Annotated in this window: 14 protein-coding genes; 9 read left to right on the top strand and 5 right to left on the bottom strand. The window is 43.3% G+C overall.

The features are described from left to right. Positions 1–140 precede the first annotated feature (140 nt). The 5 genes from sbcB to purT all read left to right on the top strand — a co-directional run bounded on the left by sbcB (position 141) and on the right by purT (position 5157). Positions 141–1565, top strand: coding sequence for an exodeoxyribonuclease I (gene sbcB, locus OCV44_RS06630; RefSeq protein WP_139684041.1), 1425 nt, complete (start codon positions 141–143; stop codon positions 1563–1565). A gap of 25 nt (positions 1566–1590) precedes the next feature. After that, positions 1591–1962: a CidA/LrgA family protein gene (locus OCV44_RS06625; protein WP_004734867.1), complete on the top strand. Its 372-nt coding sequence runs from the start codon at positions 1591–1593 to the stop codon at positions 1960–1962. A 2-nt stretch (positions 1963–1964) separates the two neighbouring features. Next, entirely contained in the window at positions 1965–2642 is a 678-nt protein-coding gene (locus tag OCV44_RS06620) for an LrgB family protein (RefSeq protein ID WP_139684042.1), read from the top strand. Between the two features lie 285 nt (positions 2643–2927). Further along, complete coding sequence (gene cdd, locus OCV44_RS06615; protein ID WP_139684043.1) at positions 2928–3815, top strand: cytidine deaminase; 888 nt, start codon at positions 2928–2930, stop codon at positions 3813–3815. 166 nt (positions 3816–3981) lie between these two features. Continuing rightward, a complete protein-coding gene (gene purT, locus OCV44_RS06610) occupies positions 3982–5157 on the top strand; it encodes a formate-dependent phosphoribosylglycinamide formyltransferase (protein ID WP_139684044.1) in 1176 nt (391 codons plus the stop codon). Between the two features lie 130 nt (positions 5158–5287). Here purT and OCV44_RS06605 read toward each other — a convergent pair whose 3' ends face one another. After that, on the bottom strand, positions 5288–5941 hold the full coding sequence (locus tag OCV44_RS06605) for a thiopurine S-methyltransferase (protein ID WP_139684045.1): 654 nt from the start codon (positions 5939–5941) through the stop codon (positions 5288–5290). 323 nt (positions 5942–6264) lie between these two features. On the opposite strand from OCV44_RS06605, the gene OCV44_RS06600 reads away from it, so the two are divergent. Beyond that, positions 6265–7041, top strand: coding sequence for a RelA/SpoT domain-containing protein (locus tag OCV44_RS06600; RefSeq protein WP_139684046.1), 777 nt, complete (start codon positions 6265–6267; stop codon positions 7039–7041). Positions 7042–7313: 272 nt separating this feature from the next. Here the strand turns inward: OCV44_RS06600 and ihfA are convergent, their stop codons facing one another. Next, positions 7314–7610, bottom strand: coding sequence for an integration host factor subunit alpha (gene ihfA, locus OCV44_RS06595; protein WP_004734853.1), 297 nt, complete (start codon positions 7608–7610; stop codon positions 7314–7316). A gap of 752 nt (positions 7611–8362) precedes the next feature. On the opposite strand from ihfA, the gene OCV44_RS06590 reads away from it, so the two are divergent. The 3 genes from OCV44_RS06590 (at position 8363) to cqsA (ending at position 11543) form a co-directional block, all read left to right on the top strand. Next, positions 8363–9172 (top strand): helix-turn-helix domain-containing protein, encoded by an 810-nt coding sequence (locus OCV44_RS06590; protein WP_139684047.1) that lies wholly within the window; start codon positions 8363–8365, stop codon positions 9170–9172. Positions 9173–9315: 143 nt separating this feature from the next. Next, positions 9316–9711 carry a DUF1090 domain-containing protein gene (locus tag OCV44_RS06585; RefSeq protein ID WP_139684048.1) on the top strand — a complete coding sequence of 132 codons (396 nt, stop codon included), beginning with the start codon at positions 9316–9318 and terminating at the stop codon, positions 9709–9711. Positions 9712–10361: 650 nt separating this feature from the next. Further along, positions 10362–11543: an alpha-hydroxyketone-type quorum-sensing autoinducer synthase gene (gene cqsA, locus OCV44_RS06580; protein ID WP_139684955.1), complete on the top strand. Its 1182-nt coding sequence runs from the start codon at positions 10362–10364 to the stop codon at positions 11541–11543. A gap of 184 nt (positions 11544–11727) precedes the next feature. Here cqsA and OCV44_RS06575 read toward each other — a convergent pair whose 3' ends face one another. The 3 genes from OCV44_RS06575 to OCV44_RS06565 form a co-directional block, all read right to left on the bottom strand. Further along, positions 11728–13776 (bottom strand): ATP-binding response regulator, encoded by a 2049-nt coding sequence (locus OCV44_RS06575; protein ID WP_139684956.1) that lies wholly within the window; start codon positions 13774–13776, stop codon positions 11728–11730. Between the two features lie 271 nt (positions 13777–14047). Then, positions 14048–14863 (bottom strand): TauD/TfdA dioxygenase family protein, encoded by an 816-nt coding sequence (locus OCV44_RS06570; RefSeq protein ID WP_139684957.1) that lies wholly within the window; start codon positions 14861–14863, stop codon positions 14048–14050. Between the two features lie 280 nt (positions 14864–15143). After that, the gene (locus OCV44_RS06565; RefSeq protein ID WP_139684958.1) at positions 15144–16046 is read right to left on the bottom strand and encodes a Vmh family MBL fold metallo-hydrolase; all 903 of its coding nucleotides are present in this window, start codon (positions 16044–16046) and stop codon (positions 15144–15146) included. Between the last annotated feature and the right edge of the window lie 12 nt (positions 16047–16058).

The raw sequence follows: 16058 nt of genomic DNA, 5'->3' as shown, positions 1-16058 counted from the left end.
ACTCGATTGAATAGTAAAGCACCGTTTTCCGACAATTTATTTGTGATCTGGGTTGCACGTGTACCGCATACTATCAGATACTGAACAAAACTAACCTTCAGCCACAGTAAACGCTCCGCGCTTGCTGTTCAGGAAATTCAATGAGTTCAGATAATCAGCCGACCTACTTCTTTTTCGATTACGAAACGTGGGGCGTTAGCCCAGCAAAAGACCGTCCGAGTCAGTTTGCGGGTGTTCGTACCGACCAAGATTTCAATGTTATTGGAGAGCCTCTGGTTATCTATTGCCAACCTCCTGCTGATTACCTCCCTGCGCCTGAAGCTGTGTTGATAACCCGTATCACACCACAGAAAGCGGCTTCACAAGGTCTCCCTGAGCCAGAATTTATCGCTAAGATTCATGCTGAGTTAGCGAAACCAAACACCACAAGCCTTGGCTACAACAGTATTAGATTCGATGACGAAGTAACGCGTTACACCTGTTACCGAAACTTCATCGACCCATATGCGTGGAGCTGGCAGAACGGCAACTCTCGTTGGGATCTACTCGATGTAATGCGCGCTGTTCACGCACTGCGCCCTGAAGGCATTGTTTGGCCAGAGAACGAAGAAGGTTATCCAAGCTTCAAACTGGAACACCTATCTGTGGCAAACGGCATCGAACATGAGAACGCGCACGATGCGATGGCCGATGTTATTGCGACCATCGAGTTAGCGAAGAAGCTGAAATCAGCACAACCTAAGATGTTCGATTACCTTTACAATATGCGTCATAAGCGCAAGCTGAATGACCTGGTTGATATTGTAAACATGACGCCATTGATGCACGTTTCGGGCATGTTTGGCCGTGACTGCAACTACACAAGCTGGGTTGTGCCTATGGCTTGGCACCCAACCAATCAAAATGCGGTTATCGTGGTTGATTTAGCGAAAGATCCAAGCCCATTATTAGAGCTGGACGCTGATGAACTCAGAGAAAGGCTTTACACCAAACGCAGTGAACTGGGTGAAGACGAGCTCCCTGTGCCAATCAAATTGGTCCAACTGAACAAGTGCCCTATCCTTGCTCCAGCCAAAACGCTGACGGCTGAAAATGCCGAAACAATCGGTATCGATCGCCAACAATGCTTGAAGAACTTGGCACTGCTGCGCGAACACCCAGAGATCCGCGAAAAACTGATCGGCCTGTACTCACAAGAACGAGAGTACGAGAAGAGTGATGATGTTGATACACACCTTTACGACGGTTTCTTTTCACCTGCTGATAAAACAGCGATGAACATCATTCGCGAAACTGACCCAAATAACTTGGCCGCTTTGGATATCACCTTCAGCGACGAACGTATTAAACCGTTACTGTTCCGTTACCGTGCGCGTAACTTCCCATGGACACTCGACGAAGCTGAGCAATTGAAATGGGCGAACCATTGTCGAGAGTTTTATGAATGCCGTTTAGAAGAGTACATGCTCAACCTTGAAAACCTCGCGCACGAACATGAAAGCGACGAGAAGAAAATGGCTATCTTGAAGGCGGTTTATCAATACGTAGAAAAGTTAGCTAGCTAATTCCATTATCAAGAGACGTAACACTTTGAAAGAAAGATTGATCCAGCTGGTTTACTGCTTAATCTCCTTCACCTTAATCATAGGTGCACTTACAGCAGGTAACGCGTTACAGCACTTTTTGGATACCTCAATCCCAGGCAGTATTTTTGGCATGTTGATTCTGTTTGCCGCCATGGTGATTGGTATTGTCCCTTCGCACTGGGTACAACCCGGTGCAAGCTTGATTATCCGCCTAATGATCTTACTGTTTGTTCCGATCAGTGTTGGGTTGATGGATCACTTCGACATGCTCATCGCGAACGCATTGCCAATTATGGCAAGCGCCGTTGGCGGCACGTTACTGGTGTTGGTGTCCTTATCATGGTTCTTAGACCGCTTGCTATCGAGAGGTAACTGATCATGTGGATTCTACTCACCATCGTGGTATTCCTGTTTGCTCGCTGGGTCAGTAAAAAAGTAAACTCACCGCTGTGTAATCCCCTACTAATCAGTATTGGTATCATCATTCCGATACTCACGTTCTTCAAAGTACCGTTTGAGACTTACTATGCAGACAACACATGGATTACCTACATGCTGCAGCCTGCGGTTGTTGCCCTTGCTTACCCGCTTTACGAACAGCTACCTCAAATCAGAGCAAACTGGCGAATCATTACCTTCGCTTGCACGCTAGGCAGTGTGATGTCGATGACAACGACAGCATTAATCGCCGTGGCTTTTAAAGCGGACTTAAGTTTGATTGCGAGTTTATTAGGCAAGTCAGTCACCACGCCAATTGCTATGGAAGTGTCTAGCCATTTAGGTGGTGAAGCAGCGATTGCGGCAATACTGGTATTGATTGTTGGTCTATTTGGGGCAATCTTTGCTTACCCAATCTACAATCTCATTGGCATTAAAAACCCTATCGCACGTGGTTTAACCATGGGTACTGTGTCTCACGCTTTAGGTACTGCGACATGCGCTGAAAAGAATCAGGAAGATGCTGCATTCAGCTCTCTAGCGCTTGTGCTTTGTGGCGTCATTACCTCAATCATTGCTCCGAGTATATTTTCGCTCGTGGTTTGGTTCTATTCTTAACTAAAACCTCATCACACGATTCAGCCCAACCAGAATACTGTTGATTTCAGTGCCTGCTTGGGCTTTTTTCTCACATTTAGTTAGTAATAGCAGACTAGTTACGCTCTATTACGGGCGATAAGTGCGATATCAACTGCAAAAATAGCTATTGCAATCGATTTCAAGTGTGACCTCACTCTAACTATGCAAGTCAATGTAACAGCAACAATATAATAGTGATATTTGTCACAGAAAATTCCTGAGTATTGCATAAACTTAAAGCCTAAGGTCAATTAAGGATTCAACATGAACAGTCGTATTACCCTGGCGCTGGAAAGTGCTCCAACAGCAATCAAAGCACTTTTGAGTGACATCGTATTAGCAGACAACTTTGACGCGACATTGTCTCCAGAACAATTTGCTAGCCTACTGCAAGCAAGTGGTTTAGCGGATGACGAGCTACGTATTGCGCTACTTCCTTTTGCCGCTGCGTATTCTTACGCGCCGTTATCTGACTTTTATGTTGGTGCAATCGTACGTGGTTTGTCTGGCACTCTGTATTTTGGTGCAAACCTTGAAATCGCTGGTGCTCAACTTGGTCAAACCGTTCACGCTGAGCAATCTGCAATCAGCCATGCTTGGATGAAAGGCGAACAAGGTATCTCCGATATCACGATCAATTTCAGCCCCTGTGGTCACTGTCGTCAGTTCATGAACGAACTGACCACTGCGAAAGAGCTTAAAGTTCAGCTTCCACAACGTGATGAAATGTCTCTGCAAGAATACCTGCCAGACTCGTTCGGCCCTGCTGATTTAGGTGTGACGACTGGCCTAATGACTAAGCTTGATCATCAGCACACGACTGAAGAAACAACGCCTATTGTTGTAGAAGCACTAGCAGCACTAAACCGCAGCCATGCTCCTTACACCAAAAACCTAAGTGGTGTTTCACTACAACTGACGTCAGGTGAGATTTTCACGGGTGCTTACGCAGAAAACGCAGCGTTCAACCCTAGCCTACCACCTCTACAAGTGGCGTTGATTCAACTTAAACTGGCTAGCTTCGATTTTGAACAAATTGAAAGTGCCGCCTTGGTTGAAATTGCCGAAGGTAGCATCAGTCACCTAGCGGATACGCAGTCTACGTTGGAAGCGATTAATCCCGACATACCAGTGACTTACTTAGCAATCTAAGTACATATAATTAACAAAGTTTTAAAGAAGCAGCTCCATTTTACAGAGCTGCTTTTTTTATGCCTGTAATTAACGCAACAACCGCGCAAACGTTTGCTTTTATCATTGAAATAAGTATGATCACCCCGTTTTCAATCAATCGTTCAAAAGATCGGAAGGAATTTCTATGTTTGGTACTGCTACTCGTGAAAATGCTACTCGTGTGCTTCTATTAGGTTCAGGTGAACTCGGTAAAGAAGTTGCTATCGAGTGCCAACGTTTAGGCTTGGAAGTTATTGCATGTGACCGTTACGCAGACGCACCAGCGATGCAAGTTGCGCATCGTAGCCATGTTTTAGACATGTTAGACGGTGATGCACTTCAAGCGATCATTGAACTAGAAAAGCCAGATTATGTGGTTCCTGAAATTGAAGCTATTGCCACCAGCAAGTTGGTAGAGCTAGAAGCACAAGGCTTAAATGTCGTTCCCACTGCAAATGCGACGAAGCTAACGATGAACCGCGAAGGTATCCGTCGCCTAGCTGCTGAAGAGCTAAAATTGAGCACTTCTCCTTATCGCTTTGCAGACACCTTTGAAGACTTTGCTGCCGCTATTGAATTCGTGGGCATGCCTTGCGTTGTTAAGCCAGTAATGAGTTCTTCAGGTAAAGGCCAAAGTGTTATCAAAACACAAGAAGACATTCAGAAGTCTTGGGACTACGCACAAGAAGGTGGTCGTACTGGTGCCGGTCGTGTGATCGTTGAAGGCTTCATCGATTTTGATTACGAAATCACGCTTCTAACCGTTCGCGCAGTCGACGGCGTTCATTTCTGTGCACCAATCGGCCACCGTCAAGAAGATGGTGATTACCGTGAATCATGGCAGCCACAAGTGATGTCAGACAACGCACTTAAAGCTGCTCAATACACGGCTGAACAAGTAGTTAACGCACTAGGTGGTCACGGTATTTTCGGCGTAGAGCTGTTTGTTAAAGGCGATCACGTTATCTTCAACGAAGTGTCCCCTCGCCCACACGATACTGGCTTAGTAACATTGATGTCTCAAGATTCATCGGAATTTGCACTACACGTACGCGCGTTTACGGGTATGCCAATCAAATCAATCACGCAATACGGCCCATGTGCATCTGCGGTTATCTTAGGTCAAGGCACTTCGAACAACATTCGTTTTGAAGGTCTTACAGAGGCTCTAGACGCACCACAAACGCAAGTTCGCCTGTTTGGTAAACCTGATATCGATGGTCGCCGTCGTTTAGGTGTGGCGCTTACTCGTCGTAACAGCACCGAGACAGCGATTGAAGATGCAATTGAGAGTGCTTCTAAAGTAAAAGTAATTTACTAACCAGCGATTTCATTCTGAACAATCACAACTTCAGATTTGAACAATAAAAAAGACGGGCTATCGAGCCCGTCTTGTTGTTGGTGTCTTCTTTTTTATTTGAGCGGTCTTTTCGCTTGAAAGCTCACTGAACTTAAGCGTCAGACTCAATCAAATACACTTCTTCACTGAATCGAGACAAACCTTTCTTAGCAATCTTCGGATGTTCATCGTCTGCGATATCTTGATTCAACAATGTGATTTTGTATCCCGCGAACAACTGATCGATTTCTAACTTAGGTACGCTAAACGGAGGCCCGGCCATCTCGCTTTGGTCGTAATCCAATGTAACCAACAAGATCTTGCCGCCAGGCTTTAACAGTTGCTTCAAACGCTCTACATATTGCACGCGTATCTCAGCAGGTAAAGCCACCAAAGAAGCTCGATCATAAATGATGTCGACTGGCCGAATGGGCGCGGTGAAATAATCACCCGTGTAAACGTTAAGCTCATCGAATTGGTACAACTCGTGCTGACCACTGATTTGAGTCACAGTCGGGGTGTAAAGGTGCTCTGCAAAAAATGCGCGAACCGCGATCTGGCTTAATTCGACACCTTGAACCTCTTCATGCTTGGTCGCTAGCCAAATCAGGTCTTCACTTTTGCCACAAAGAGGCACAAACACACTCTTCTCGTAACTAGGCTCCGTCTTTTCCCAAAATTTAATCAGAAGTGGATTTACATCTTCAAGGTGGAAACCAATTTGGTTGGCTGCCCATTTATTGTGCCAAAATTCAGGATTATTCATCTTTCGTTCATGTTAAACAGTCATAATGCAAGGGTACAGTATAGAGAGGTAAGAGCAACCTTAGCTTGGTTTAAAGTACCACATTGGTTTCGATAAAATCAGAAACTGGCTAAGTTCAAAGTTCTGATAATTGCGGAACTAACGGTTGGATTATTTGTCTATATCTTCACATTTTAAAGCAATATTAAACGTTAGAGTTGGTTTCTGTCTTAGCTAGCCCCATTTAATATATAGTGAGTTTAGTTAAACTGTTTTTACTCTTATGCGTTACTGGTTACCCCTTTTGACTTCCCGTTTTTGTAACCTTGTATTTTGGAGTTTGAATGAGTGTATTTCTCCGCACGACGGCCCTAATGCTATTGGTATTGAGCCGAGCGCCTGCATTCGCAGCAGCACCTGTTTCAACAAGTTCGACTGATCAAACGCGCACTCCTGCGCAAAACCAAGTTTCATCAAATGTATTCCGTCATAGTTTGAGCGGCCTCTACGGCATCAAAGCCTTCGACTCACGCCCGACTCAGCCTTACACCGACTTCGATATTCTGTACAGCAAGGCGCATCAAGGCCAAGCTGAACTAGAAACTATCTGTAAAAGTACTGCCCTACTCACCAATTCTGAAGTGCTATTTGCTGGCGTTAAATCTCAAGCTCGTGCAGAAGAAAAAATCGCCCTTGAGCTTGATGGTGATGTGACAAAAATTACCGACTTAGCCCGTGCAACTATCATCGCGAACGATGTAGAAAGCTTGGTTGAAGTTTACGAAGCGCTAAGCCGTGAAGCAGACGTTGTTAAGCTGAAAAACAAGTTTAAATCACCAGCCGATTCTGGCTACCGTGACCTTAACTTGTTGGTTCGTTTGCCAAAGACCAACATCATTGCAGAGGTTCAACTTCACTTAAAAGCGATTGCTGATGTGAAAAGTGGCCCTGAGCACGAACTCTACGAAATCATCCAAGGCATTGAGCGTCACGCAATTGCAGAACATCGCCCAATCAACGATATCGAAGCGGCACAAATCAATAGCCTAAGACGCCAATCTTTAGAGCTCTACCAACAAGCATGGCAACCGTACATTACAACGCACATTAAAGCGGCTTAACCGCTTATCATAAACAAGAACGACAAAGGGCTGCATAATCGCAGCCCTTTCTTTTTATTAGCGTTCTCGCGTTGCTTTCATTACTTCATTGCTTAATTGCTATCAGAAAGCAAAATATAGAGATGTCACTAATGGTGATAAAAACAGGAGAGGACAGCTAAGAAAAGAGAGTTAGGTGACACCACTATGAGAAACTAGTGACAAGGAAGTCAGCAAATGATGCATAAAACGCAGATACAAAAAGACCACGCTTGGCGTGGTCTATTGCTTGGCTACTTCTCGATTTTAATATTTTCGACTCGGGCTTTTAATTTTTGTCCCGGTCTAAAAGTAACAACACGTCGAGCAGAAATCGGAATGTCTTCACCAGTTTTCGGGTTACGACCAGGTCGCTCGTTTTTCTCACGAAGATCAAAGTTACCAAAACCAGACAGTTTTACCTGTTCGCCATTTTCGAGTGCTTTACGAACTTCTTCGAAAAACACTTCAACCGTTTCCTTGGCATCCCGCTTGCTGTATCCGAGTGTTTCAAACAGGTTCTCAGCCAAATCGGCTTTAGTGAGTGCCATAAAACTTTCCTCAAAGCTATGTTATACATTGCTACCATCTTCAGTAGCGCCAAAGCATTTACCCTATTCAATCAATGAGATAAGGTCATTTACAAGGAAAGTGTATGCCAAGCTTCTGATTTTCGCCAACTTTTTTATCTCATCTATTTAATTATTCTTTCAAATCAGAAAGATAACTCCCCTGTAAAGTCACATATATAGCTAAAAAACACCTAAGCAACAGGTACGATGTGATATTATATCTCGCATAACTAATTATAAATAGAATTTAAAACTTTAGTGTTCTAAAAGATAATTTTTGCGACATTCATCCTATACCCAATAAAATCAGCCACTTGATTTGATATCAAACTCAACAGTGATTACTAAATAAGCATTATTAAATATAATATATTTATCATTTCAGAATTTAATTCGAATCAAAGTCTCAATCATTCGGTATGTTTTACCATTAGCTAGCTCTTTTATAGCAGAAAGAACCTGCTCGAAAGATCAACATGCCCTAATTACCTTTAGCTTCTGCAAAGTCTCTTCTTTATGCAACAAAGAGACCATGAAATACGTTATCAGAGTCACTGGTAACGTATTTAGACCCACCATAAATAGATGCATCATTAATTCAGGTAAGCTCATCAGAACTTTGTTTAGCTACAAGCACTTGAATTAAATTCTTATATGGAATTTCAATTGATTCACTATAATGAGAAGGTGGTGTTTGTGAGTAAGACAACTGAGAAAGACAGGAGACTTAGATGAATCGTGAGAACTTCCCAGAAGAATTAAAAAGGCTTCGCGAAGAAAAAACACTGTCACAGGAAGATTTAGCGACTTTACTTGCAAATTCACATCGAGTTTTCGGCGGCATAAACCAAGTGACGCTGAGTAAGTGGGAGAGAAACGAGACCACCACTAGCCTTATTCGCCGCCTGGGTATTGCGAATTACTTCAGTCAACATTACGAATTTGACGATAAAGAAGCAGAAACTATCTCCCCTTCAGTAAAGCTAAGTGACATCCCAGTAAACCAAGATATCGCTTATCGTTACACCATTGATACCGTTGAATCCTATACGATGAAAACGGTCCCGAACGATGTCTTGGAAGACATACTCTCTATTCATTCAAAGTTGTATTCTTTGGACTTTCTTAGCTTCTATCAAGCCGATCATCTATCCGTCGACAATATCGTCATTCTCAGCTTTTACTGTAAAGGCTTAATGATGGGCCACATTGTGTATGACGACAAAAACGACATGTTGCTGAGTGTCGGTTCGATCAGTTTGTCGGTACGTAAACAAGTACTGCGATACCTTACGGAATCAATGGCTAAAAAATCGCTCACCATTCCGGCTCACGACCCCGCGATGGCACAATTTCTCTATGATTTGTATTTGAAACCAACAAAGGCAATGTTTGGTTTGTTCCTGTTTAAAGTCGACTCTCTGGTACTTATCAATAACCCCTTTTATCAGAACCTAACAGAAGAGAGCAGTCCAGTATTCAAATACTTAAGGTATTACAGCCTCAGGAAGAAGCGTAAAAGCATCGAGTTCACTTTGTAAGTCCAGACTTACTGCGGGACGAATATTGCGGGACAAAATATTTCATTTGAAATTTTCTGATAGCCAAACGATATAGTCTCAATCACGTTCCTTCTATAGATTACGTACCGCATCCTTTTAATGAATCAGCTTAGGCGACCAAAATGTCAAAACACACAATCAAAGTACTATTACCTTTACTCCTTCTTCCATTGTCAGCTTTCGCTTCTGACTGCTCACAAAAGATGGGTTGTGAGAAAAAAGCGTGTGAGATTGAAATGAAAATTGAGATCGCCAAAGCCAACGGATATGACAATAAGCTAGAAGGGCTGACAGACGCTCTAGACCAAGTAAATACATACTGTACCGACGAAGAATTAAAATCAGAGTTAATGAGTGACATTGAAGACGCGCAAGAAGATATCATTGAGTACAAAGAGGAACTTCAAGAAGCGCAAGACTTCAACGAAGACGACAAGGTCACTAAGTACCAAAGAAAAATAGCCGAAGAAAAAGCAAAGGTTGAAGAATACAAACAAGAGCTTTCGACATTAGATTAATGTTTGGCTCAATGATTAGGAAGCGTGATTAATCATCGCTAAACCAAGCTTATATACAAAGGCCTCGCAGTTGCGAGGCCTTTGTATATAAGCTGGACTGAAACGGGATGACCTCTATGTGTATTGGCCATCAACCACATATTTTACGACTGCTTTACTACTTTTCCCACCAACTTAACTGCACCAGATTTTACAGGCTTCACAATCAATCCAATACCGCCTAGAAACAGTACAAATACAATTTTGACAATAAAAACCAGTACAGTTAATAACGGTCGTGACCATGAGTATCTACAGAAAGCTAGCCAATCAGGAATTGAACGACTTAATCGAACTGATTCACGTTCATAGCTAGTACGCTCCAGTTCATAATACGCAGCTAGGACATCAAAGCTTTTCAGAATCACCTTTGCATGGTCATTCGAACACCGAGTTTTAATAGCCTTTTATCATAAAAAAGAAGACTATCATTCATATCTGAACTAGGTTAAAGCCCCGCACCGTAAGGAAAATTGGTTGCTTCGATACCTTTAAATACTGAGTTTGCTAGCACATACAAAATTATGCAAACTGGCTAATGACACATCACTTTTTAACTTCAATATACAACCGCCGGCGCTGGCGTTTTCCCATATTTGAAGAGAATAATTATGAGTGATACAACAAAAAACAAACCACTACCTTCCTTTATCGAAGAACGCTTGAACTTCTATATTCAAGACCTCATTACCCAGAACCAAAGCCAAAAGCACTTGGTATTAGGTAAACGACCTCAGCGCAACGCCGTTGTTATGCAGAGCAATGATTACTTAGCACTGTCACACAACAAACCGATCCAAGAGGCTCATCAAGCGGCGATCATCGAACACGATGACAACGTAGTGATGTCTGCTATTTTCTTACAAGATGAAGAGTCTAAACCTGCATTTGAAACCGAACTCGCGAATTATGTCGGAATGGAGAGCTGTTTACTTTCTCAGTCGGGATGGGCGGCTAATATTGGGTTACTTCAAACGATCTGCCCTCCGGGCACACCTGTGTATATCGACTTTTTTGCCCACATGTCGCTATGGGAAGGCATTCGTGCCGCTGGCGGCATTGCCCACCCGTTTATGCATAACAATATGAATCACCTGCGCAAACAGCTAGAACGCCACGGCACAGGCGTTATTGTGGTCGATTCAGTTTACAGCACCATTGGGACCATCGCCCCACTACGCGACATCTACGAAATGGCGCAGGAGTTTGATTGTGCCGTCGTCGTTGATGAATCGCATTCACTGGGTACGCATGGGGAAAATGGTGCTGGCTTAGTTCACGCCTTGGGCCTCACTAAGCAAGTCGACTTCATCACCGTTAGTTTGGCTAAAACTTTTGCTTATCGTGCAGGGGCAATTCTTGGGCCGAAACAGCTTTCAGAAACCTTACCGTTTGTTGCTTATCCCGCGATTTTCAGTTCGACGGTATTACCACAAGAAGTGGTTCGTTTAGAGAAAACATTAGAGGTAATAAAAGGTGCAGAAGACAAACGACAAGCCTTATTCAATCGAGCTAAATCACTTACTACCGGCCTCAAACGAATTGGCTTTAATATCCGCAGCGAGTCTCAAATTGTGGCATTAGAGTGCGGTAGTGAAAGAAACACCGAGCGTGTTCGCGATTTCCTCGAACAGCGTGATGTGTTCGGTGCTGTTTTTTGTCGCCCCGCTACGGGTAGGAACAAAAACATCATCCGCTTTTCAGTCAATGCCGACATGACACCTAGTGATATTGATCATGTTCTCACCGTTTGTCATGAGGCATACAATCATCCGGAGTTAGAGTTCGTGTAACCTTTTGCTAGAAGCTTGTTGATAGCAGCTTTCTGTTTGTAGCGTTGAACGGCAAGACTGCATGTAGCTATCATGTCGCGATACAAAAAGAGCCCAGCGAATTGCTGAGCTCTTTCTTGTGTTCATCTATTCATCTATTCATCTATTCATCTAGTTCAGCTGGATAACAAAATGCTGAAACCCATCAAATCCAGTGTGCAATTTTATCGAACAATCGGGTTTTATCTGCCGGTTTCACAATAAAGTCTGACATGCCTGACGATTCCATTTTTTCCAATGTCACTGGGGAACTGTCGCCCGTGTGAGCAATAATCGGCACTGAAGAATATTCTTTGGCAGCACTGCGGATTCGACGAGAAGCTTCAATACCATCCATAATCGGCATCTCGATATCCATCAGAATCAAATCAACATCCTCGGTATCCAAAGCATCTAACGCTTGTTGGCCATCTTCTTTCTGCACAACATCAAAGCCCTGCTTTTCCAATAACATTGCGGTAAAACGGCGCAAAGATTCGTTGTCGTCTACCACCATTATCGTGCGTTTATTAGTCGCCTCAAGTGGTTTTACAGCAACCGATGGCAACACGTAATTAGAATCGAAAAGTAAGCGCTCGATGGTCGCTTTAGTATTCAGTAGCCAAACTTGTGTTTCCACCCAAATCGGTTCAAAAGCAACGTTGCGAACACGCTTCACGGGCTGATGCTCATACAAATAGATGATTCGCGCTTCAGTGAACGATAGCAAAGATTCAACTCTATCGAGGTAATTGGCTCTTAAATCTAAGCTCTCCATATCAACAAAAATCAGATCGAACTCAAATTGATATTCCTTATTTTTAAGTGCTGATACAACGTCTAATACGGTGAGGTCAAACCCCATAAAGCGTGACGTCTCAGTAATTTTATTAGAGAGCACTTTCTGGTCACTGACCATCAACACTGTCTTTAGCTTAGTGAGCTCACTCTTAATTTCCTTCACAGAGTGAGAAGTCAAAGATGGGAAAGTCATAGTGAACTGCGTCCACTGTTCCACTTCAGACTGACATTTAATCTCACCACCAAACGAGCGCATGACCTTCTGACAAAATGGCAAACCTAAACCGTAGTTACCCGATTGGCCTGTCGTGTAGAAGTCTTGAAAAATACGACGAATAACATCGTTTGAAATACCGGCTCCATTATCGGTAACCATAATTTGATTGGTCACGTCATCACTGCACATGGTGACATGAATGTGAAAATCTTCAGGGCTGCGATGATGGAATGCGTTTTTGAACAAGTTATACATCACGTATTTCAACAAGGTATCACTGCCCAAGAAGTCGAAGTTACTTTGTACATCTAAAGAGATCGCTGATTTGTCGGCTGAGCGCTTATAGTTAAAGCTGTCTATTGCCCCTTCGACCACCGCTTGAGCTGAATGCTTCTTAAACGTAGAGCGAGATACTCGGTTTTCATCAATTGAAGTCAATAGCAGGTCAATCGTCTCGTTACCTGAATGAATGATCTCCATCGCTTCATCGCCCACTTCACGTAACTGTATGACTTCTTCATTACTTAAAGCGTATTGCCCTTTGTGATCACCACTCTTGGGGTTCGGCAATATCGATTGCATGACATCAATAGAGGTCAGTAAACCACTCAGAGGATTTCGCATCTCGTGCGCGATACCGGCTCCAAAAGATTTCGCCAATGACACCTTATTCTCGTGTTCCACCTGATTACGGAAGTAAAACAAGTTACCGAACAAATAGATAAATAGGAAGATTGGTACATGCGTCCAATTCATGGTGAGCTCTAAGTAGAAGCCTTGTGCCACCCATGCACACAAGGTAGCAATCCCTATCCCGGCAAAGGTTTGTGCAAACATCACTCGGGTCACGTGAACTAGTAGAATATGGAGGAAAATGGCCGACATGAAAGACATAACCCATACGTTGGACCAGTTATTCATCAGCAGCATGTAAAAGAAAAAACACGGTAAGCAGAGGGTGATAGCGACTTGATAATAAGCCGGAAGGTACTTTCGCCAAACAAATGAAACACGATTACGAACGACAATCCCCAGGAATAATACCGAGCAAAACAGACGCAGGGCCAAATTTTCATAGGGTTGCGGAAACAAGAATTCCCATACAATGTAGTAAGCAGGGAAACCGACAAAGCCCATCCAACCCACAAGAGTTAGGTTAGGTTCTGCGTACTGATAAACTTTACGAATCGCGTTCATACAAATACTTTATTTACTAAGCCCTGACGTTTACAAAGTCTAAAATTTAATGTTGGTTCTTATGTTTTCCGCTGAGTATATTACACATCTCCTCAGAGCAGTGAGCTTTCAATCAAATATGTATCAACGCTTTTATTTTATTATTGATTTAGATGGATAAAGTCTCGGTTTCATACTTTGATTCAGACAATTTCCCTTCGTAATTGAGATTTATACGCTCACGCCTACACCAATAACGCGCCTTAGCAAGCGCTGCGCCTCTTAGTTTGCATTATGTCACTGTAACGCGATGCATCTTTCTTGGAGTATCGCCGTAATCAATCACTGCATAATGCTGCGTTACTCTGTTATCCCATATCGCTATTGATCCCTTCTTCCATTTGAAGCGCACCTGAAACTCTGGACGTCGGGCAATGTCAAACAGATGACAGAGCAGCTCATCGCTCTCTTGACGATCAAGTTCGTTGATATAACGAGTAAACTGCTCATTGATATACAGTGTTTCTTTACCTGTTTCCGGATGGCTCTGAACAACAGGATGGATTACTGGTGGATTTTCCTGTGCGGTTTTGATTAACGACTTGTGCCAATCAAGCTCTATCTGATCCGACTCTATGCCTTCAAAAGCCACCAGCGAATGAGTCGCAGACAACCCTCTCAACTTAGCCTTCATGATTTCATCTAATGAATCAAACACAGCGGTCATCGAACACCAAATCGTATCCCCTCCAGCACTGGGCACATGCTGAGCATGCAACAAAGAAGCTTTAGATGGCAGGCTACGCCACGTTAAGTCGGTATGCCAATAGCTTTCCATGGGTGCATTGCCACGGGTTGTTTCAATCACACTCACTTGAGGTGCGCTTTCGACGCGAGGAAAGAAAGGATGCGCAGGTTCCAACTTGCCAAATCGCTCTGCAATCATCAAGTGTTGTTCAGACGAAAGGGTTTGCTCATCGAGAAAAACCACTTGATGTGTAATCAGTGCCTGATAAATCTCATCGAGTTCAGTCGCACTGCATGTGGCGAGCTCGACACCATGGATACGTGCACCGATGTGAGGAGTATTCGGTTCTATTTTCAACATAAATTCGCTTATTGATGATGTTAGATTTCAGAGTCAATTTAGATACTTACTATTAAACCGGACAATGGTGAGTTTTCTTTCCACATGCTTCTAATACATCAAAAAAAAGAGCCCCTAAATAGGCGCTCTTTTCGTTTTTTGATACTTCCTGTATCCATAGACAAGTCCAATCTGTAGTACTTTCACTGAAAGCCAGATCATCGATATCTCCAGTTGTGTATCAACTTAAATCTAGCACACAATCTTCAAGCTTTTCTGAGACACAACCGAGATAATCAACTTAGTGCCATTCCATCTCACCACTTAGCACTTTGGCACCTAGTTCAAGGTCGCCTTCCGTCGCCTTAAATTGTGGGTATGCTTTCTTCATGTAATCACTGATATCAACAGACGTTGGATTGCTTGTGCTTACCAGTGCTTTTTCAATGTCTGCCACGTAATCCATCGTAAATTGAACGCCATTTGTACCCGTTGGCATTTCACCTAAGTAGTGACCTGGAATCACCACCTCAGGCTTAAGTGCTTTCATGCGCTCTAATGATTGTGACCACTGGCTACGAATCTCTTTCGATGCGGTATCTGCCATCCATACATGTACGCCGCTATACACCGACACACCACCAAATACTGTCTTTTCAGATGGAACCCACAGGTAAGCTTGGTGTGTATTAATTTCTCTCACTTCGATTGTTTCACCTTCGAGGTTCAACGTGGTGTCGTTAAGCACCGTTGGGACAATGACTTTAGACGGTGCGTTGTCTTCTAAGATTGGGCCCCAATACTCGATCTTTGCATCTTTAGTTCGCTTGATGTGCGCAACAACCGCTTCACTGGCCACGACCTCAGCGTTTGGAAATGCCGCCACAATCGGTTCTAAGCCAAAGTAGAAATCTGGGTCGCCACTGCTGATGTAAATCATCGATAGCTCTTTGCCTGTGGCTTTGATTTGTTCCACCAACGTTTTTCCATCTGCGACGCTAAATTGTGCATCAAACAGCATCACTTCTTTTTCTCCCGAAACCAGCACAGAGCTTGCGGGGAATATCGCGTTTTCACCCGGATTGTAATGAGTGATGTTTAGCTCAGCAGCAGAGACAACACTCGATGCCGCTAGCATGGATCCTAAACTCATTGATCCTAAAAACGCGGTTCTTGATAAAAGGATTTTAAATAACTTTTTCATAGCTTTATTCCG

Origin of the sequence: Vibrio tasmaniensis, from assembly GCF_024347635.1 — a bacterium.
Lineage (GTDB): Bacteria > Pseudomonadota > Gammaproteobacteria > Enterobacterales > Vibrionaceae > Vibrio > Vibrio tasmaniensis.
This window is presented reverse-complemented; position numbering and strand designations above follow the sequence as displayed.